Raw genomic sequence first — 19,411 nt, 5'->3', positions numbered from 1 at the left:
CCGTGTTCGGGTTCATCTCGTGGATCTTGCGGACCGTCTCGGCATGCAGCCAGGCGCCTTCGTCGGGCAGGTCGTCGCGGGCGACGCCGGTCACCGTCGCATAGCGCAGGTTCATGCGCACGACGCTCTCGGCGACGCGACGCGGCTCGTCCGTGTCGTAGTCCGCCGGCTTGCCGGTGTCGATCTGGCAGAAGTCGCAGCGGCGCGTGCATTGGGAGCCGCCGATGAGGAATGTGGCCTCGCGGTCCTCCCAGCACTCGAAGATGTTGGGGCAGCCCGCCTCCTGGCACACCGTGTGCAGGTCCTCGGTCTTGACCAGGGAGTGCAGGGCCGTGTACTCGGGTCCCATCTTGGCCTTGGTCTTGATCCACTCGGGCTTGCGCTCGATCGGCGTCTCGGCGTTGCGCACCTCGAGACGAAGCAGCTTGCGACCCTCCGGGACGGCGCTCATGCGGCCATTCCCGCGGGGGTGCCGGCGTAGGCGGCCTCGAAGGCCGCCGTGATCTCGTCGACGATGTCGGTCGGCGAGACATCCGCGCCGAGGGTCTCGCTGAGCGTCGTGACCCCCGCGTCCGCGATCCCGCAGGGGATGATCTGGCGAAAGCCCGCCAGGGAGTTGTCGCAGTTCAGCGCGAAGCCGTGCATCGTCACGCCGCGCTGCACGCGCACGCCGATCGCGGCGACCTTGTCTTCGGAGAGGGGGCGGCGCACCCACACGCCGCTGCGTCCCTCGACGCGGTATCCCTCGACTCCTCGCTCCCGGAGGACGTCGATGAGGATGCCTTCGAGCCGACGCACGTGGGCGACGACGTCGACCGGCTCCGGCAGTCGCACGATGGGATAGCCCACCAGCTGACCCGGGCCGTGCCAGGTGATCTTGCCGCCGCGGTCGACGTCGACGACGGGCGTGCCGTCGATGGGGCGCTCGGCGGGCTCGGTGCGTTTGCCGGCCGTATAGACCGCCTCGTGCTCGAGGAGCAGCAGGGTGTCGGGGCGCTCGCCTCCGACGACCTCGCTGTGGATGCGCCGCTGCAGCTCCCACCCCTCGAGGTAGGGGACGTAGTCGGGGCTGAGACCGACCTTCTGGATCTCGAGCACGTGCGCTCCTCGCTTGTGGCGACTTGATGGACCGCGTCCAACAATACGCCCGCGCGGGCGTGGCCGGCGCCGTAGGGTGTGTGACATGCCGACGGATGCTGCCGCTGCGCGCTCGGGCAGGCCACGGGCGTCCTCCCGCGAGGTCCTGGCCGAGGCCGCGTGCGAGCTCTTCCTCGAGCAGGGCTACGAGGCGACCTCGATCGCCGACATCACGCGACGCGCGGGCGTGAGCCGCTCGAGCTTCTTCAACTACTTCACCTCGAAGGCCGATGTGCTCTGGAGCGGGCTGGACGAGCGCATCGAGGCGCTCGTGACACGCCTGACCACAGCGCACACGGCGCGCACGGCCGACGCCGACGCCGATGTACGCACCGCGCTCGTCGCGATGGCGGAGGGCTTCGCGCCCGACAGCCTGGCGCTCGCGCTGCTCAACGCCCGACAGATGGGGCTGGGTGACGAGCTCGCGCGCGAGGCGTCCGTGCGTCACGCGCGGATCGCCCGACCCGTCGCGACGCGACTGCGCGCAGCGGGGGCCGACGATCTGCGCGCCGCGGTCGTTGCCGCGGCGTACGGGGGTGCCGTGCTCGCGGCCATCGAGGAATGGGCGCGGCACGAGCCGGGTCGCACGCCGCTCGTCGTGGTCCTCGGCAGGGCCCTCGATGTGCTGGGCTTCTCCGCGGGCTGATCGGCGACAGCATCCGCTCGCGTAAACTCGGGGGATCATGGCTACCTTCGGCACCCTCTCCGATCGTCTCACCGAGACCTTCCGCAACCTTCGCAAGAAGGGCCAGCTCACCCCCGCGGATGTCGACGGCACCGTCCGCGAGATCCGGCGCGCACTGCTCGACGCCGACGTCGCGCTGACGGTCGTCAAGGAGTTCACCGGCCGGGTGCGCGAGCGTGCACTCGGCGACGAGGTCAACCGCGCCCTCAACCCCGCGCAGCAGGTCGTGCAGATCGTCAACGAGGAGCTCGTGGGCATCCTCGGTGGTCAGCAGCGTCGTCTGCAGTTCGCCAAGACCGCCCCGACGGTGATCATGCTCGCGGGCCTGCAGGGCTCGGGAAAGACGACCTTAGCCGGCAAGCTCGCCAAGCAGCTCGAGAAGGAGGGGCACACGCCCCTGCTCGTCGCCGCCGACCTGCAGCGACCCAACGCCGTGAACCAGCTGCAGGTCGTCGCCCAGCAGGCCGGTGCCGCGATCTACGCCCCCCAGCCGGGCAACGGCACCGGCGACCCCGTCCGCGTCGCCAGGGACGGCGTCGAGACGGCGCGCCGGCAGCAGCACGACGTGGTGATCATCGACACGGCCGGTCGCCTGGGTGTGGATGCCGAACTCATGAAGCAGGCCGCCGACATCCGCCGCGCGACCGACCCCGACGAGGTGCTCTTCGTCATCGACGCGATGATCGGCCAGGACGCCGTCAACACGGCCAAGGCGTTCCAGGAGGGTGTGGATTTCACAGGCGTCGTGCTGTCCAAGCTCGACGGTGATGCCCGAGGCGGCGCCGCGCTCTCGGTCGCCTCCGTCACCGGCCGGCCCATCATCTACGCCTCCACGGGTGAGGGCCTCGACGACCTCGAGCCCTTCCATCCCGACCGCATGGCATCGCGGATCCTCGACCTCGGCGACATCCTGACCCTCATCGAGCAGGCGCAGCAGGCGTTCGACGAGCAGGAGGCGATGAAGGTCGCCGAGAAGCTCGCGACCGAGAGCTTCACACTCGAGGACTTCCTCGAGCAGATGCAGCAGATGAAGAAGATGGGCTCGATGAAGAAGATGCTCGGCATGCTGCCGGGCATGGGCCAGATGAAGCAGCAGCTGGAGAACTTCGACGAGCGCGAGATCGATCGCACCGAGGCGATCATCCGGTCGATGACACCGGGGGAGCGTCGCAACCCGAAGGTGCTCAACGGATCGCGGCGCCTGCGCATCGCCCGCGGCTCGGGCATGACCGTCACGGACGTCAACCAGCTCGTGCAGCGGTTCGATCAGGCGGCCAAGATGATGAAGACGGTCGCACGCGGCGGCATGCCGCAGATCCCGGGCATGGGTCCCATCGCCGGCGGGCACGGCGGCGGAAAGCGCGGCAAGCAGCAGAAGGCCAAGGCGGGTTCTCGGTCGGGCAACCCCGCCAAGCGCGCCGCCGAGAACTCCGGTATCGCGGCCAAGGCGCCCAGCGCTCCCACGGGCTCGGGGTTCGGCCTCGGCGGTGCGCTGCCCGGCGGCGACGCGTCGCAGCCGAGCGAGGCAGATCTGGCGCAGATCCAGAAGCTCTTCGGCAAGGGCTGAGCCGCAGCATCCACGCCCTGGTGCCCAGACCGCGTCTCGAGAACAGGATTCGGCGCGAGAACAGGACGCCTCGACCAGGATCATCCTGTTCTGGGCTCATCTCCTGTCGCGGGCGTCGTCGGCGCCCCCTCCCCACCCCGTGGGATTGCGGCGCCCTCCCCTGATGCGCGATCAGTGCGCCGCGCGTCTGACTGTCCGCGGGCACTGTGGCAGGGTGACATCGGTCCAGAGCGCCCCCGCAGAATTCCTCGACTGGCTCCGTGCGCGGGGAGGTGTCGCGCATTCACGGGATGCTGTCGCCGCAGGCTACTCCGGCCGCCAGATGGCCGCGGCGGTCGCGGCCGGCGCGGCGGTGCGCGTGCGACGGTCGTGGCTGCTCCTGCCCGGCACAGACCCCCGGGTGCGACGCGCGGTCGCGGCGGGTGGACGACTCACCTGCGTCTCCGCGGCGGCCAAGCGCGGCCTCTGGGTGCCTGCCCACGACTCCACTCACGTCGCTGTCGACGCGCGCTCCTCGCGCCATGACCGCACCGACCTCGTCCTGCACTGGAGCTCCGGCCCGGTGCCGACGGGTGCGACTCAGAGCGAGGATCCCATCGTCAATGTGCTCTTCCACATCGCCCGCTGCCTGCCCGCGGCGGGCGCCCTCACCGTCTGGGAGTCGGCGATCCGCAACAGGGTCGTGAGCGTGGGCCAGCTGCGGCGCGTCAGATGGGGCAGCACCCGCGCGCGGGTGGTGTGCGCAGCGGCATCGTCGCTGTCGGACTCGGGCATCGAGACGATCTTCGTCGGGATCATGCGAGCGGTGGGCGTGCGGGTCGTTCAGCAGGTGCGCATCGAGGGGCATGCGGTCGATGGGCTGATCGGCGAGCGGCTCGTCATCCAGATCGACGGGTTCGCGCACCACAGTGCGGCCCCCGACCGCCGGCGCGACATCGCGCACGACGCGCGCCTCGCGCTGCGCGGATACACCGTGCTCCGGTTCGACTATGCGCAGGTGATGTTCGAGCCCGAGTACGTGCGCGACACGGTGCTCGCGGCGATCGCTCAGGGCCTGCATCTGGGCCGGTGAGTGCCCGTGCCGAAACCCCTCGCGGAGAAATGTCACGAGGACAGGCGACGGGCCGAGAACAGGACCGATCGCGCACAGGGATCCTGTTCTGGGCACCGCTCCTGTCTTCAACACGCCGCTCCCGCAATCAGGACGCCGGGATGCCGTCTCCCACTCCCGCGAGGTGTTCGCGCAGGGTCGGGCCCGCACGGAATTCGCGGATCAGGTGCTGCACGACGGCCCGGAGATCGCCACCCGCGGCATCGGCGACGAGGAGCTGACGGGTGGAGCTGGCCCCCTGCTCGAGGATCGTCTGCAGCCCCGCGAACTCCCGTGCGCAGTGCAGCTCGGCCGCGATCGGCGCCAGGCGCTCGATCGTCTGCGCCAGATGCTCGCTGACCGGCACCTGGGTGCCCTCGCGGTCGGTGATGACCCTCGCGCCCAGACCGTACCGGGCGGCACGCCACTTGTTCTCGCGCACGAACCACGGCTGGATCGTGGGCAGCTCATGCCCGGCGTCCAGCTCGCGGGAGAAATGCTCGACGAGCGTCTGCGTGAGCGCCGCCACCGCCGCCAGCTCGGGGAGGGTCGACATCCCGTCGCACGCACGCACCTCGATCGTGCCCCAGCGCGGTGCGGGACGGATGTCCCAGCGCACCTCGGTCGCGTCCTCCATCACACCCGTCCGCACCATGTCCTCGAGGTAGCCCTCGTACTCCGCCCAGGTCTGCAGCGGCCAGGGCAGGCCCGCCGTCGGCAGCTGCTGGAAAACCAGCGCCCTGTTGGACGCGTAGCCCGTACGCTCTCCGGCCCAGTAGGGGCTGGACGCCGAAAGCGCCTGCAGATGCGGAAGATAGACGGCGAGGGCATTGACGATCGGGAGCACCTTGTCGACGTCTTCGACGCCGATGTGGACGTGGATGCCCCAGATCATCATGTTGCGACCCCACCACTGGGTGCGCTCGATGAGGGTGTGGTAGCGGGTCTTGTCGGTCACGCTCTGCTCGTACCACTGCGCGAAAGGGTGACTGCCCGCGCACAGCAGCTCGATGCCGAGGGGGTCGGTGACGGTACGCACCGCGCGGATCGCGTCGGCGATGTCGTCGACCGCGGCCTCGACGGTGTCGCCGACGCCGCTGGTGACCTCGATCGTGTTCGTCAGCAGCTCTTCGGTGACGGTGAAGCGTTCGAGGGCGGTCTGCTCGGCGAGGGCTGAGATGACCTCGCCCGCGCGTCCCACCAGGTCGCCGCTCGCGCCGTCGGCGAGCATGAGCTCCCACTCGATGCCCACGCTGGAGCGGGCCGAGGAATGGAACGTCACTGTCATGCGCACAGTCTGACACGACCCGTTCCGGGCGCAGGGGAGCGTCATCCGGTTCGCGGCACGTGCTCTCATCTGGCAGAATGGTGGGTCGGGTCCGGCGCTCGACCCTCTATCCAGCGCCAGGTCCTCCCTATTGAGCTTCCGCCGGGTGTGCACCCCACTCTCCAGGCGATCGGTTCGTCTTCCATTGCTACACATTCAGGAGAATCGTGGCTGTCAAGATCCGCCTCAAGCGCATGGGCAAGATCCGTGCGCCGTACTACCGCATCGTCGTCGCCGACTCGCGCACCAAGCGCGATGGCCGTGTCATCGAAGAGATCGGCAAGTACCACCCCACCGAGGAGCCCTCGCTCATCGAGGTCGACTCCGACCGCGCCCAGTACTGGCTCGGCGTCGGCGCGCAGCCGACCGAGCAGGTGCTCGCGCTGCTCAAGCTGACCGGCGACTGGGGCCAGTTCAAGGGCGACAAGAACGCCGTCTCGACCGTCAAGGTCGCCGAGCCCAAGGCTGCCTTCCAGCCCGACGCCTCGAAGAAGACGGTGCTCGTGCCCAAGGCCGAGAAGAAGGCCGCGCCCGCCGAGGACGCCGCTGCGGCCGACGCCGACGCCGCCGACTCGACGGACGCCGAGTAAGACCTTGCTCGCCGCCGCACTCGAACACCTCGTCAAGGGCATCGTCGACCATCCCGACGATGTACGCATCGAGGCCGTCACCTCTTCTCGCGGAGAGGTGCTGGAGGTGCGTGTGCACCCCGATGACCGCGGTCGTGTGATCGGGCGCGGCGGACGCAACGCCAAGGCCCTGCGCACGCTGGTGGCCGCCCTCGCGGGCGGCCGCCGCGTGCGCGTCGACGTCGCGGACGACTGATGGCCGAGGGCAGCGGCCCGATGAAGGCCGAACCTCCCAAGGGGGCGAAGACCCAGTTGCGCGTCGGCCGTCTGGTCAAGGCGCACGGGCTCAAGGGCGCCCTCAAGCTCGAGCTGTACACCGACGATCCCGAGGGTCGTTTCACACCCGGTGCGACCTTCACCCTCCAGGTTCCCGAGTCCTCGCCCTGGCACGGCAAGCCGCTGACGGTGCGCGAGTTCCGCTGGATGAACACTCATCCGGTCGCGTTCTTCGAGGGCGTCGACGACCGCACGGGCGCCGAGAGCCTGGTCAAGGCCATCCTCTGGATCGATGCGGATGCCGCCGCCGAGCCCGCGGAGGACGACGCCTGGTACGACCACCAGCTGGTCGGCCTCGACGTCGAACGCGAGGGCTCCGTCGTGGGACGGGTCGTCCGGGTCGACCACTTTCCCGCACAGGACCTGCTGATCGTCCGCGTGCACGACGCCGCGGGTGAGCGCGAGGTCATGGTGCCTTTCGTCGCCGCTCTCGTGCCCGAGGTCGACATCGCGGCGGGGCGCGTTCGCGTGACACCGCCCGAGGGACTCTTCGAAGACCTCGCCGGCGATGAGGACGAGCCCGTCGAGGTCGAGACCGCCGAGACCGCGGACGACACCGGGGTCGCCGCAACCGAGGCGCGCGAAAGCTCGGACGGGCCCGACACCGTCTGATCCCGCCGCTAGAGCGGCACGGGTTCGACGCGAACGATCGCGGTCTTGAACTCGGGCATCGCCGAGATCGGGTCGACCGCGTCGCTGGTGAGCAGATTCGCGCTCTCGGCATCGGCGAAGTGGAACGGCAGGAACACCGTGTCCGGGCGGATGTCGGCACTCATTCCCACGACGGCATCCACTGTCCCGCGGAGATTCGACACCCGCACGGCGTCGCCTTCCGTGAGGCCGCGGTCGGCTGCCGTGACGGGATGCATCTGAGCCACGATGCGGGGGTGGGCGTCGTTCAGCTCGGCGACCCGCCGTGTCTGAGCCCCGCTCTGGTAGTGCTCGAGCAGTCGGCCCGTGATGAGGGTGAGCTCGTCCGCGGCCGCCGTCGGCACATCGGATCGGCGCCGCACGGCGACGAGACGGGCACGACCGTCGGGGTGCGCAAAACCGTCCGCGAAAAGTCGGGGTGTGCCGGTCGTGCCGACCGCGAAGGGCCAGTAGGCGGCATCCCCCCGCTCGTTCATCTCGTCGAGCATGTCGTGGCTGAGTGCGGAGTAATCCGCGAGCCCGCCGGCCGACGCGCGGGCCAGTTCATCGAAAACCTCGGCGGGATCGAGACTCCACACGCCCGGCGCATCGAGGCGTCGCGCGAGTTCGGCCATGATCCACAGCTCGCTGCGTGCACCCTCGGGGGCGGTCAGCGCCCGCCGACGCCGCAGCACACGGCCCTCGAGATTGGTCATGGTGCCCTCCTCCTCGGCCCACTGCAGCACGGGCAGCACGAGGTCGGCCACACGCGCGGTCTCGCTCAGCACGAAGTCGCACACCACGAGCAGGTCGAGCCGGGCGAGGGCATCACGCGCGGTCTGCGCGTTCGGCGCCGAGACGACGACATTGGACCCGTGCACGAGCAGCGCCTTGACGCCCTCGTCGGTGCCGGCGGACTGCAGCAGCTGCACGGCGGGCACCCCCGGCCCCGGGATGAGGTCCGGATCCACGCCCCACACGCCCGCCACGTGCGCGCGCGCTTCGGGGTCCGTGATCTTGCGGTACCCCGGCAGCTGATCCGCCTTCTGCCCGTGCTCGCGGCCGCCCTGTCCGTTGCCCTGGCCCGTCAGGGTGCCGTACCCGTTGCCCCGGGTGCCGGGAAGCCCCAGGAGCAGCGCCAGGTTGATCGCGGCCGTCGCCGTGTCGGTGCCGTCGGCGTGCTGTTCGACCCCGCGTCCCGTCAGGATGTAGGTCGAGCGACCCTCGGCCAGCCGCCGGGCCAGGGTGCGCAGCGTGGGCGCCGGAACGCCCGTCGACTGCTGCACGCGTTCGGGCCACCACGACGCCACCGATGCCCGCAGCGCGGACAGACCCGTCGTGCGCGCGGCGACGTAGTCGGCGTCGTAGAGGCGCTCGGCGAGGACGATGTGCGAGAGCCCCAGCAGCAACGGCAGGTCGCTGCCGGGCACCGGCTGGATATGCAGGCCCCCGCCGTCATCGGTCAGACGAGCGGTGCTGCTGCGCCGCGGATCGACCACGAGCAGGCCGCCTGCCGCGCGCGCTCCCTGCAGGTGCGACACGAAGGGCGGCATCGTGTCGCCGACGTTCGATCCCAGCAGCAGTACGGTATCGGCCGTGTCGAGGTCCGTCAGAGGGAAAGGCAGACCCCGGTCGATGCCGAAAGCGCGGGTGGATGCTGCCGCCGCAGACGACATGCAGAAGCGTCCGTTGTAGTCGATCCGCGAGGTCCGCAGCGCGATACGGGCGAACTTGCCGAGCTGGTAGGCCTTCTCGTTCGTGAGGCCGCCCCCGCCGAAGACGCCGACGGTGTCGGGACCGTGCTCGGCCTGCAGCTCCCGGAGCCGAGCGGCGAGGGAGTCGAGAGCCGCCTCCCAGGAGGTTGCGTGGAGCTCACCGTCGTCACCACGGGCAAGCGGCACCGTCAGACGGTCGGGCACGGCGAGCAGTTCCGCCGAGGTCCAGCCCTTCTTGCACAGGCCGCCGCGATTGGTGGGGAAGTCTCGCCCCGACACCTGCACCGGCAGCCTGTCCCCGGGGGAGGGATCGAGGGTCATCGCGCACTGCAGCGCGCAGTACGGGCAGTGGGTGGGGATTCCGGTGGCGGGTCGAGGAAGCGCGCCCGCGGGATCCGGCGCACTCATGCGGGTGCCGCCTCGAGCGTGCCGGACGCGGTCAGCATCTCGGCGATCCGGGAGCGGCAGCCTCCGCACCCCGTGCCCGCGCGGGTGCAGCGGCCGATCTCGGGGACGCTGGCGCAGCCGTCGGCGATCGCGTCCTCGATGGCACCGGCGGTCACGGCGTTGCAGACGCACACGGTCGCCTCTCGTCCGCTCGCCCGCGGGGCGAGATCCTCGACGGCGTCGAGGCGCAGCAGAAGCGAACGGTCGGAGGGCAGCTCTGCCTGCCGCGCGAACAGCACACCCAGCTCGGCGGCCGTGCGCGGCATCCCGACGCTGACGAAGCCGGTCAGTACACCTTCCCGCGTCACCATCTTGGTGTACGTGCCGTGTTCGGGGTCGGCCCAGAGCGCGACCCCGGGCGCGACCTCGCCACGGGGGACGGGCGTGAACGGATCCGGGGTCACATCACCCGCCGACACGAGGTCGACACCCTCGGCCTTCAGCAGCACGACGCCCGAAGCGTCGTCGGCGAAGGGGCCGATGTCGATGCCGTCGATCTCGGCGTTCAGGGCCCGAGCGAGCCACTCCGCCTGGCGCCAGCCCGGACCGATGAGCCCCGCGGGCCCGCCGGGTACGACCTGATCATGGAGGTGCGCCTCGGCGTCGCCGATGTGCGCGCAGTCGCCGATGGCGTGGATGCGCGGGTCGGTCCAGGAGCGCAGGCGGTCATCGACGAGCACGCCGCCGCCCACACGCAGGCCCGCATCGCGCGCCAGTTCGGCACGGGCGCTCACGCCGCAGGAGAGCACCAGCAGATCCGCCTCGATGCGCTTGCCGTCCGAGCTGACGAGGGCCTCGAACCGTCGCACGCCGTGCTCGTCCGGGCGCGCCACGATCGCCTCGGCGCGCGTGTGCGGCACGACGTGCACCCCCGCGCGCTCGAGGGCCGCGTCCAACACCGAGGCCGCGCCGCGATCGAGCTGGCGCGGCATGGGGATCGGGCCGAAGTGAGCAACGGTGGGCTGCGCACCCGCGCGGGCCAGCAGCAGCGCCAGTTCGATGCCGAGCACGCCCGCACCGAGCACGACAACGCGTCCGCCGCCGGCGACGACGGCTCGCACACGTTCGGCATCGTCGGCGGTGCGCAGCACGCACACGCCCTCCGTGAGCGCGTCGTCGAGGCCGTCCGAGACGGCGGCGAACCGCTCGAGTCCGTCGAGGACGGGCACGTTCGCCCGCGCTCCCGTCGCCAGCACGAGGCGGTCGTAGTCGAGCCGTTCGCCCGACGAGAGGTGGACGATGCGCGCCGCGGGATCGAGTCCCGTCGCCCGGACACCGCGCAGGACCGTCGCCCCGGCATCCGTCAACTCGGTGGATTCGAGGATCGTCAGGTCGTCGCGGGCGACCTCGTGCGCCGCGTACTCCGCCACCAGCACCCGGTTGTAGGGATCGTCCCGCTCCGCGCCGACGACGGTCAGGGAGATCCTGCCGGCGGCGATCGCCGGGAGGATCTCCTCCGCGAAGCGCGCACCGACGGGGCCGAAGCCGACGAGCACGACGCGAAGCGGGACGGGGGCGCTCATCCGGGTCAGATCCGCTGTCCGGCGAGCGCCCGACGCGGGATCACGTAGGCGAAGACCGTGATCAGCAGCAGGGCGACGTAGGCGGCGACGAAGCCGTAGAAGGCCGCGGCGTAGCCGCCCGTCGTCAGCTGCGAGGCGTTCAGGATCTGCGGGATCACGAACCCACCGTAGGCCCCGATGGCCGAGATCAGACCCAGAGCCGCTGCGGCCTTGCGCTGCATGTCCATGCTGCCGTGAGCGGCGCCGCGGGCGATGCCCCGGGCGGCGAACACGTTCGGGATCATGCGGTACGTCGAACCGTTGCCGATACCGGTGGCCGCGAAGAGCACGAGGAAGCACCCGAGGAACACGGCGAAGTTGCGCAGCGGCAGCGTCCAGACGAGGGCGAGGGCGCCGAGGGCCATCACCGCGAAAGCGGCCACCGTGATGCGCGCACCGCCGAATCGGTCGGCGAGCCTGCCGCCGTAGGGCCGGGCGAGGGAGCCCACGAGCGCCCCCAAGAAGGCCAGCGTGATCGCGGCCTGTCCCACCTGGAAGGTCGCGAACTCGGGAAACTGGTCGGCGATCAGCTTGGGGAAGACGCTGGCGAATCCGATGAACGAACCGAAGGTGCCGATGTACAGCAGCGACATCAGCCAGAGGTGCGGCTCGCGCAGCGCCGCGGCCGAGCCCGCGACGTCGGCCTTGGCGTTGGAGAGGTTGTCCATGTAGCGCCACGCACCCCAGATCGCGATCAGGATGAGCGGGATCCACATCCAGCCCGCGAGGGAGATGTTCAGCGTGGCCCCGGCGCCGATGGTGACGGCGATCGGCACGGCGAACTGCGCCACCGAGGTGCCGAGGTTGCCGCCCGCCGCGTTCAACCCGAGGGCCCAGCCCTTCTCCTTCTGCGGGAAGAAGTAGGTGATGTTGGCCATGGAACTGGCGAAGTTGCCACCGCCGAAACCGGCCAGGGCCGCCACGAGCAGAAGGACGCCGAACGGGGTGTCGGGGTTGCCGACGACGATTCCCAGAAGCGTCGCCGGGATCAGCAGCAGCGCGGCCGACACGATGGTCCAGTTGCGGCCGCCGAACCGCGCCACCATGAAGGTGTAGGGGAAGCGCATCGTGGCACCCACGAGGCTCGGCAGCGAGATGAGCCAGAACGACTGCGAACTGGTCAGGTCGAAGCCCGCGGCGGGCATCATGACCACGACGATGCTCCACAGCTGCCAGACGATGAAGCCCAGGAACTCGGCGAAGATCGACCAGCCGAGGTTGCGTCGGGCGATGCCTCGACCCTCGCCCTGCCAGAAGTCGGTGTTCTCGGGGTCGTAGCCCTCGACCCAGCGCCCGGGGCGGCGGGTGAGGACGACGGGGGTGGTGCCTGAGGTGGTGCGGGCACCGGCATCGCTGTCGGCGGGTGCGGTCTGCACGGTCGTGGACATCAGGTCTCCTCGGGGGGAACGTGTGCTTCGACGTTACGGACGCCGTGTTTCGCGGCGCCTGCCGCGGGGGTTACCGCTGCGTCACTTCTCCGTCACGCAGCGACATCGGGCGCGGTTAGGCCGCCGTCACATGCTCGAAACATGAGCGGATGCCTAGACTCGATCCCGTGCGCATCGACATCGTGACGATCTTCCCGGCGTTCTTCGATGTGCTGGATGTCTCCCTCATCGGCAAGGCGCGGGATCGCGGGATCCTCGATCTCCGTGTGCACGACCTCCGTCAGTGGACCAGCGACCGCCACCGCACCGTCGATGACACGCCCTACGGCGGCGGCGCGGGCATGGTGATGAAGCCCGAGCCCTGGGGCGATGCGCTGGATGCGGCGCTGGGCCCCGATGCCCTGCTGCTGGTGCCGTCCCCGGCGGGCGAGGTGTTCACGCAGCGGATGGCCCGGGAGCTTGCGGGCGAGAAGCAGCTGGTCTTCGCGTGCGGTCGCTACGAGGGCATCGACCACCGTGTCATCGAGCACTACGCCGAGCGCGGGCGCGTGCGTCTGGTCAGCCTCGGCGACTACGTTCTCAACGGCGGCGAGGTCGCGGCGATGGCGGTCATCGAGGCGGTCTCGCGTCTGATCCCGGGCGTGGTGGGAAACCCGGAGAGCCTGGTCGAGGAATCGCACGAGGACGGCCTCCTGGAGTACCCGAGCTACACCAAGCCGGCGACCTGGCGAGGACACGAGGTGCCTCCGGTCCTGCTCAGCGGCAACCACGCCGCGATCGCCGCGTGGCGACGGGAGCAGAGCCTCGAGCGCACCCGCGCGCAGCGTCCCGATCTGCTGCCCTGACGGCGCTCGCGGTTCAGCCCGCGACGGGGGCGGCCGCGTGCAGCTGTGCGGCCGCGGCCCGGAAGCGCTCCACGATGAGCGCCGCGATGCGGACGTCGGGGGCAAGCGGGGCCGTCACGAGGTCGGCTCCTGCCCGCCCGATGACATCGGCGAAGTAGCCCGGTGCGAGAACGTAGCTGGCGGCGATGACGCGCTCGGCGCCCGCTCGCCGCGCGCTTTCGATCGCCGCGTCGATGCGCGGTTCGGCGCCCGCGGCGAAGCCGACGGTGATGGGCGCGAAGACGCACCGCGCGAGGCGGTCGGCCATCGCCTGCACGTCGACCGCGGCGGCGGGATCGCTCGAACCCGCCGCCGCGAGCACGATCGCGTCCCCGCCCTGCAGGTCGGCATCGCCGAGGCGCGATTCGAGCACCAGGGCCAGGAGGTCGTGCGGCCCCAGAGCGGGGGCGGCGATCGCACGGCCGGGGTGTGCGGCGACGGCCCGGGCGATGTCGACGCGGGTGTGGTAGCCCGTGGACAGGAGCACGGGCACCACGACCGCCGGCCCCCCGGTGACGGCGGAAGCGACCACCTCGTCGATGGCCGGTTCCTGGACATCGACGAAGGCCTCCTCGACCCGGACACCCGGAACGAGTGCGCGCACCTGGTCGAGCAACGTGCTGATCGCGTGGCGACCCTCCGGTGACCGCGTGCCGTGCGAACAGGCGATGAGCGTGGGCGTCACGGCTGTGCCTCCGCCTCGATGACGTTGAGGCGGTAGCCCCGCTTGACGACGGTCTTGATGAGGTCCGGGGCCGCGAGCGCCTCTCGGACGCGTGCGACGGCCATCTCCACGGCGTGGGTGTTCTCGCCCGAGCGCGGCAGGGCGCCCTGCAGGTTCGCGCGTGACACGACGCCCCCCGCCGCGGCGAACAGCGCGGCGAGCACATCGACTCCCGTGCGGGAGAGCGGGATGTGCCGACCATCGAGCATCGCGCCGGAGCTGCGCAGCTCGAGTCGTCCGGCGGTGGTGTCGAGCCCCGCGACGTGTCCGCCGCCGAAGTGCGTGACGACGGCCCGGACCAGGGATCCGAGCCGGCCGCGCTCGGCGACGAGGGGCGATACACCGGCATCGACCAGCGGTCCGGCCGTGATCGGTCCGACCGCGGCCATCAGCACCCGGCCCGCGGCCCACACGTCGCGGATGTCATCGAGGACGCCCTCGCGCCGCGCCGCACTGATCCATTCCTCGGCGCCGGGGGCGGAGGTGAAGAGCACGGCGTCGATCTCACCCGCGCCGGTGGCGATCACCGAGCGACGCACCGCCTCCGGGTCGGGCGGCGGACCCCAGCGGTAGACGGTCAAGCTGACGACATCCGCCCCGTGCCCCTCGAAGAGCTCGTCGAGTCCGTCCGCGCCGGACCCGTGATGCTGCACGGCGACACGGCGGCTCTCGACGCCTTCGGCGAGAAGGAACTCGCCGAGCTCGGCAGAGGTCTCGGACTCGGCGACCCAATCCGCGGTGAGGCCGGCCTGCTGGATCGCGCCCCGCGCCTTGGGTCCTCGGGCCACGATCTGCGCGCCCTCGAGCGCGCGGTGCAGATCATCGATCAGACCCGCCTCGTCAGCGGCCTCCATCCAGCCTCGGAATCCGACGCCCGTCGTGGCGACCACGATCTCGGGCGGCGCGTCGATCAGCTCCCGGGTGCGGGCGATCAGCGCCTCGTCGTCGATGTGCGGCACGATCGTCAGCGCCGGCGCGTGGCGCACCTGGGCGCCGTGACGCTCGAGCGCGGCGGCGAGCTCGCCCGAACGCCGGTCGACGGCGATGACGATCGTGCAGCCCTCGAGGGCCGCCGACAGGGTGGGGCGGGTCGGGGAGGTCACCGGGTCGCGCCCTCCGCCCACGCCCTGTCGGGCATCAGCAGATCGGCGCGAGCCACCTCGCCGACGACGATCACGGCGGGATTCTGCACCCCGGCCGCGGTCGCATCGGCGATCGCGCTCGCGAGTGTCGTGCGCGTGGTCCGCTGGTGGGGGGTGTGGCCGTTCTCGACGATCGCGACCGGGCGATCGGCAGGCACGCCCGCAGCCTGGGCGGCGTGGACGAGGCGGGGGAGCGCGGCCACTCCCATCAGCACCACGGTCGTGACCGTCTCGTCCGCGAGGGCGGCGAGGGTGCTGGCGCTGACCTCGGCCTGTCCGTTGACGATGTGCACGGATGCGGCGGTGCCGCGGTGGGTGATGGGGATGCCGGCCGCCTGCGGCACGGACACGACGCTCGTCAGCCCGGGCACGACCTCGACGGGGATGCCGGCGGCCAGGCACGCGGCGACCTCTTCGCCGCCGCGGCCGTAGACGAACGGGTCACCGCCCTTGAGGCGTACGACGCGCCTGCCCGCGCGCGCGTGCGCCACCAGCAGCGCATTGATCTCGTGCTGCGGCACCGGGTGGTGATTCGGGCGCTTGCCGACGTCGATCACCTCGACGTCGGCATCGAGTTCGGCGAGGACGTCGGTGGGACCGAGTCGGTCGGCGACGACGACGTCCGCCTCGGCGAGCAGTCGACGGCCGCGCACGGTCATCAGGTCGGTCGGGCCCGGCCCGCCGCCCACAAGATCGACACGACCGGCGGCACCCGCGCGCCGCCGCCGGAGCGGCAGTCGCCCCTCCCTCAGCAGGGCCCCGATCGTGTCGCGCAGGCGGGCGGCGCGGCGCGGGTCGACCCCCGTGTCGGACACGACGCCGACGACGACATCGCCCGAGCGCGCCTCCGCCGCCAGGCGCGCCGTGCCATGCGCGCCGTCCGAGGCGTTCACGCACAGGATGCGTCGCTGCTCGCAGGCCTCGGCGACCCGCGCGCCGATGCGGGGGTCACCCGTGGCGGTGTGGACGAGCCACGCACCCTCGACGTCGTCGACGCGGACAGGGCGCGGTATCCACTCGAGAGCACGCGCGTCGACCAGTTCGCGCACCTCCACGCTCAGCTGCGGCGCCACGATCCGCACCCGGGCGCCGTCCTCGAGCAGGCGCCGCAGCCGGCGCGCGGTGACCGCGCCCCCGCCGACCATGAGCACGTCGCGTCCGGCGAGCGAGATGCCGAGCATCGTGGTCATGTCAGCTCCTCGGATCGGACGTAGACGTCGTCGCCCTGCACCGCGACGGGCCAGACGGTGAGGGTGCGCGGCTCCTTGCCCTGCGTGTCGAGGCAGGAACCCGTGCGCAGATCGAACACCTGCTTGTACATCGGCGAGGCGACGGTGGGGGCGTCCTGCCTCGTCCCGACGATACCTCGGGAGATGACATGGGCCCCGCTGTAGGGGTCATAGTTCGACACAGCGTGCACACGGCCATCGTGCGTGAGGAAGAGGGCGATCTGCGCGCCGCCCAGGAGGGCGGCGCGCCCGCGCTCGGGTTCGAGATCGGCGAGCGGGCAGACGCGCACCCACGGCGCGCGCGGGTTCGCGGCGTCGGAATCCGTCTTCGTGTCGGCGATGGTCATCGGCGCACCTCCAGGGTGGTTCCGGCGATCAGGACCCGTGCGTCTTCGCGTTCGGCGGCGGACGCCGGGCGGGGCTGACCTCGCTCGGCCGTGTAGGCGAGCGAGGGATCGGGGGTCGTCGGCGCGTTCACGAAGGAGGCGAAGCGGCGCAGCTTCTGGGGATCCTCGAGGGTCGCTTTCCACTCGTCCTCGTAGTTCGCGACGTGGGTGGCCATGGCGGCGTCGAGGTCGGCGCAGATCCCCAGACTGTCATCGAAGATCACGGCGCGCAGTTCGTCGATGCCGCCCTCCAGATCCTCGAACCACGGTGCCGTGCGCTGGAGGCGGTCGGCGGTGAAGATGTAGTACATCAGGAAACGGTCGATGGCCCTCAGCAGTGCCTCGTCGTCGAGGCCCTCGGCCAGCAGCACGGCGTGGCGGGGCGTGAAGCCCCCGTTGCCCCCGACGTACATGTTCCAGCCCGCCTCGGTCGCGATGACCCCGACGTCCTTGCCCCGTGCCTCGGCGCACTCGCGTGCGCACCCCGAGACGCCGAGCTTGATCTTGTGCGGCGAGCGCAGACCGCGATAGCGCAGCTCGAGCTGCACGGCCATGCCGACCGAGTCCTGCACGCCGTAACGACACCAGGTCGAGCCCACACACGACTTCACCGTGCGCAGGGACTTGCCGTAGGCGTGCCCGGATTCGAAGCCGGCGTCGACGAGACGCTTCCAGATGTCGGGCAGCTGCTCGAGCCGTGCACCGAACATGTCGATGCGCTGTCCGCCCGTGATCTTCGTGTAGAGCCCGAAGTCCTTGGCGACCTGCCCGATCACGAGCAGACCCTCCGGCGTGATCTCGCCCCCCGCGATGCGCGGCACGACGGAGTAGCTGCCGTCTTTCTGCAGGTTCGCCATCACGTGGTCGTTGGTGTCCTGCAGGGTCGCATTCTCGCCGTCCAGCACATGCCCGCCGACGAGGGTGGAGAGGATGCTGGCGAGCGCGGGCTTGCAGATGTCGCAACCGCGTCCTGTGCCGAAGCGCTCGATGACGGCGCTGAAGGTGCGAAGACCCGACACGCGCACCGCGTCGAAGAGCTGACGGCGCGAGAGATCGAAGTGCTCGCACAGCGCGCTGCTGAGGCTCGCGCCGGATTTCGTCAGCTCGGTGCCGACGAGCTTCTTGATCATCGTGACGCAGGAGCCGCACGCAGCCCCCGCCTTCGTGCAGGACTTCACCGCGGCGACGTCGGCGCAGCCTTCCTCGTGCACGGCGTGCCGGATGGTTCCGGCCGTCACCGAGTTGCACGAGCAGACCAGTGCGGTGTCGGGCAGGTCTCCGCTGGGTGCGGCGACGCCCCCTTCCGGCATGAGGTATGCCGCGGGATCGCCCCCGAGCGCCCCGCCCACGAGGGGACGCAGCGATCCGTAGGCGGAGGCGTCGCCGACGAGGATGCCGCCGAGCAGAGTCTTGGCGTCGTCCGAGAGGACGAGCTTCTTGTACACGCCCGCGACCGGGTCGGCGTACACGACGTCCAGAGCACCGGGTGTGGTGGCGAACGCGTCGCCGAAGCTGGCCACGTCGACGCCGCTGAGCTTGAGCTTGGTCGAGAGGTCGTAGCCGGGGAAGGAGGCGTCGGCGCCGCGCAGGCGCGTCGCGGCGACCTCGGCCATCGCGTAGCCCGGGGCGACGAGGCCCACGCACAGGCCGTCGAAGTTGGCCACCTCGCCGATCGCGAGGATGCGGTCATCGCTTGTGCGGCATTCGGCGTCGATGAGTACGCCGCCGCGTTCGTGCACGGCCAGCCCCGCGGAACGGGCGAGCTCGTCGCGGGGGCGCACTCCGACGGTGAAGACGACGACGTCCGTGCGCTCCCACGTGCCGTCGCGGAACTCCAGCCCCCTCACGCGGCCCTCGCGATCCGGATCCAGGCGCGTGGTGATCGCGCCGGTCCTGACCCGGATGCCGCGTCCCTCGATCAGCCGGGAGAGCGCCGCGCCCGCGGGCTGGTCGAGCTGGGCGGACATCAGCCGGTCGGAGGACTGCACGACCGTGCTCTCGACCTCCAGGCTCTGCAGGGCCCCCGCGGCCTCGAGGCCCAGCAGGCCACCGCCGATCACCGTGCCGGTCAGGGGGCGACCCAACTGCGCCCGGCGCGCTTCGACGAATCCACGCAGCGCCTCGACGTCGTCGAGCGTGCGATAGACGAAGCATCCCTCCAGCCCGAAGCCGTCCACCGCGAGTCGCGCCGCGTACGATCCCGTCGCCAGGACGAGACGGTCGTAGCCGATCCGCTCGCCGGCGGCCGTCGTCACGGCACGGGCATCTCGATCGATCGCCGTCACCGCCGTGCCACGGACGAACCGCACACGCTCATCGTCGAGGACCGCGCGGTCGAGGGTGAGGTCATCGGCATCGGCGCCGGCGAAATAGCCGGTCAGCCCGACGCGGTCGTAGGGATGCCGGGACTCCTCGCCGATGACGGTGACACGCCAGCCGGCGTCGCCGCCGGAGAGCAGGCTTTCGACGAAACGGTGGGCCACCATGCCCGCCCCCACCACGACGATGTGCGGCGTGGAGTCCGGGTGGAGCATGCGGCCACCGTATCCGGGTGATGTTGCCGCGGCATTCGTTCCGTGTTTCGATCCGTCGA

The 19,411-nt window shown here is 71.0% G+C and carries 17 protein-coding genes and 1 pseudogene; 7 read left to right on the top strand and 11 right to left on the bottom strand.

The annotated features are described in order from the left end of the window. Together DI573_RS03705 and lipB are read right to left on the bottom strand one after the other, a co-directional pair. A pseudogene (locus DI573_RS03705) lies at window positions 1-451 on the bottom strand (lipoyl synthase); the annotation flags it as partial. Beyond that, complete coding sequence (lipB, locus tag DI573_RS03700; protein ID WP_292810773.1) at window positions 448-1,098, bottom strand: lipoyl(octanoyl) transferase LipB; 651 nt, start codon at window positions 1,096-1,098, stop codon at window positions 448-450. The gene lipB and the pseudogene DI573_RS03705, both read right to left, overlap by 4 nt. Before the next feature lie 85 nt (window positions 1,099-1,183). Here lipB and DI573_RS03695 point away from each other — a divergent pair, with 85 nt between their 5' ends. From DI573_RS03695 to DI573_RS03685, 3 genes are all read left to right on the top strand, one after another. Continuing rightward, window positions 1,184-1,783, top strand: coding sequence for a TetR/AcrR family transcriptional regulator (locus tag DI573_RS03695; RefSeq protein ID WP_292810771.1), 600 nt, complete (start codon window positions 1,184-1,186; stop codon window positions 1,781-1,783). Window positions 1,784-1,820: 37 nt separating this feature from the next. Then, window positions 1,821-3,389, top strand: coding sequence for a signal recognition particle protein (ffh, locus tag DI573_RS03690; protein ID WP_292810768.1), 1,569 nt, complete (start codon window positions 1,821-1,823; stop codon window positions 3,387-3,389). 214 nt (window positions 3,390-3,603) lie between these two features. Further along, a complete protein-coding gene (locus DI573_RS03685) occupies window positions 3,604-4,461 on the top strand; it encodes a DUF559 domain-containing protein (protein WP_292810766.1) in 858 nt (285 codons plus the stop codon). A 127-nt stretch (window positions 4,462-4,588) separates the two neighbouring features. Here DI573_RS03685 and DI573_RS03680 read toward each other — a convergent pair whose 3' ends face one another. Continuing rightward, window positions 4,589-5,767, bottom strand: coding sequence for a glutamate--cysteine ligase (locus tag DI573_RS03680; RefSeq protein ID WP_292810764.1), 1,179 nt, complete (start codon window positions 5,765-5,767; stop codon window positions 4,589-4,591). Between the two features lie 206 nt (window positions 5,768-5,973). On the opposite strand from DI573_RS03680, the gene rpsP reads away from it, so the two are divergent. Genes rpsP through rimM form a run of 3 tightly spaced genes read left to right on the top strand, consistent with a single transcriptional unit; the run spans window position 5,974 to window position 7,323 of the window. Continuing rightward, window positions 5,974-6,396 carry a 30S ribosomal protein S16 gene (rpsP, locus tag DI573_RS03675; protein WP_292810762.1) on the top strand — a complete coding sequence of 141 codons (423 nt, stop codon included), beginning with the start codon at window positions 5,974-5,976 and terminating at the stop codon, window positions 6,394-6,396. A 4-nt stretch (window positions 6,397-6,400) separates the two neighbouring features. Continuing rightward, window positions 6,401-6,631 (top strand): RNA-binding protein, encoded by a 231-nt coding sequence (locus DI573_RS03670; RefSeq protein ID WP_292810760.1) that lies wholly within the window; start codon window positions 6,401-6,403, stop codon window positions 6,629-6,631. Next, on the top strand, window positions 6,631-7,323 hold the full coding sequence (gene rimM, locus DI573_RS03665; RefSeq protein WP_292810758.1) for a ribosome maturation factor RimM: 693 nt from the start codon (window positions 6,631-6,633) through the stop codon (window positions 7,321-7,323). Before DI573_RS03670 ends, rimM begins: the two co-directional genes overlap by 1 nt. A gap of 8 nt (window positions 7,324-7,331) precedes the next feature. Here rimM and DI573_RS03660 read toward each other — a convergent pair whose 3' ends face one another. The 3 genes from DI573_RS03660 to DI573_RS03650 are packed head-to-tail and all read right to left on the bottom strand — an operon-like array spanning window position 7,332 to window position 12,453. Beyond that, the gene (locus DI573_RS03660; RefSeq protein WP_292810755.1) at window positions 7,332-9,464 is read right to left on the bottom strand and encodes a molybdopterin oxidoreductase family protein; all 2,133 of its coding nucleotides are present in this window, start codon (window positions 9,462-9,464) and stop codon (window positions 7,332-7,334) included. Continuing rightward, a complete protein-coding gene (locus DI573_RS03655; RefSeq protein WP_292810753.1) occupies window positions 9,461-11,026 on the bottom strand; it encodes an FAD-dependent oxidoreductase in 1,566 nt (521 codons plus the stop codon). The genes DI573_RS03660 and DI573_RS03655 overlap by 4 nt, the downstream gene beginning before the upstream one ends. Before the next feature lie 5 nt (window positions 11,027-11,031). After that, complete coding sequence (locus DI573_RS03650; RefSeq protein WP_292810751.1) at window positions 11,032-12,453, bottom strand: MFS transporter; 1,422 nt, start codon at window positions 12,451-12,453, stop codon at window positions 11,032-11,034. 167 nt (window positions 12,454-12,620) lie between these two features. Here DI573_RS03650 and trmD point away from each other — a divergent pair, with 167 nt between their 5' ends. Continuing rightward, entirely contained in the window at window positions 12,621-13,298 is a 678-nt protein-coding gene (gene trmD, locus DI573_RS03645; protein ID WP_292810749.1) for a tRNA (guanosine(37)-N1)-methyltransferase TrmD, read from the top strand. A gap of 13 nt (window positions 13,299-13,311) precedes the next feature. On the opposite strand, the gene DI573_RS03640 is transcribed toward trmD, so the two are convergent. From DI573_RS03640 to nirB, 5 genes are read right to left on the bottom strand one after another with little or no spacing between them, the layout of a single operon-like run. Next, entirely contained in the window at window positions 13,312-14,022 is a 711-nt protein-coding gene (locus tag DI573_RS03640; protein ID WP_292810747.1) for a CbiX/SirB N-terminal domain-containing protein, read from the bottom strand. Then, window positions 14,019-15,164: a uroporphyrinogen-III synthase gene (locus tag DI573_RS03635; RefSeq protein ID WP_292810745.1), complete on the bottom strand. Its 1,146-nt coding sequence runs from the start codon at window positions 15,162-15,164 to the stop codon at window positions 14,019-14,021. Before DI573_RS03635 ends, DI573_RS03640 begins: the two co-directional genes overlap by 4 nt. Further along, window positions 15,161-16,393 carry a uroporphyrinogen-III C-methyltransferase gene (cobA, locus tag DI573_RS03630; RefSeq protein ID WP_292810743.1) on the bottom strand — a complete coding sequence of 411 codons (1,233 nt, stop codon included), beginning with the start codon at window positions 16,391-16,393 and terminating at the stop codon, window positions 15,161-15,163. Before cobA ends, DI573_RS03635 begins: the two co-directional genes overlap by 4 nt. Beyond that, a complete protein-coding gene (gene nirD, locus DI573_RS03625; RefSeq protein WP_292810741.1) occupies window positions 16,390-16,779 on the bottom strand; it encodes a nitrite reductase small subunit NirD in 390 nt (129 codons plus the stop codon). The genes cobA and nirD overlap by 4 nt, the downstream gene beginning before the upstream one ends. After that, complete coding sequence (gene nirB, locus DI573_RS03620) at window positions 16,776-19,352, bottom strand: nitrite reductase large subunit NirB (protein WP_292810779.1); 2,577 nt, start codon at window positions 19,350-19,352, stop codon at window positions 16,776-16,778. The genes nirD and nirB overlap by 4 nt, the downstream gene beginning before the upstream one ends. Window positions 19,353-19,411: the final 59 nt, after the last annotated feature.

This window comes from Microbacterium sp. (genome assembly GCF_003248605.1).
Classification (GTDB): domain Bacteria; phylum Actinomycetota; class Actinomycetes; order Actinomycetales; family Microbacteriaceae; genus Microbacterium.
This window is presented reverse-complemented; position numbering and strand designations above follow the sequence as displayed.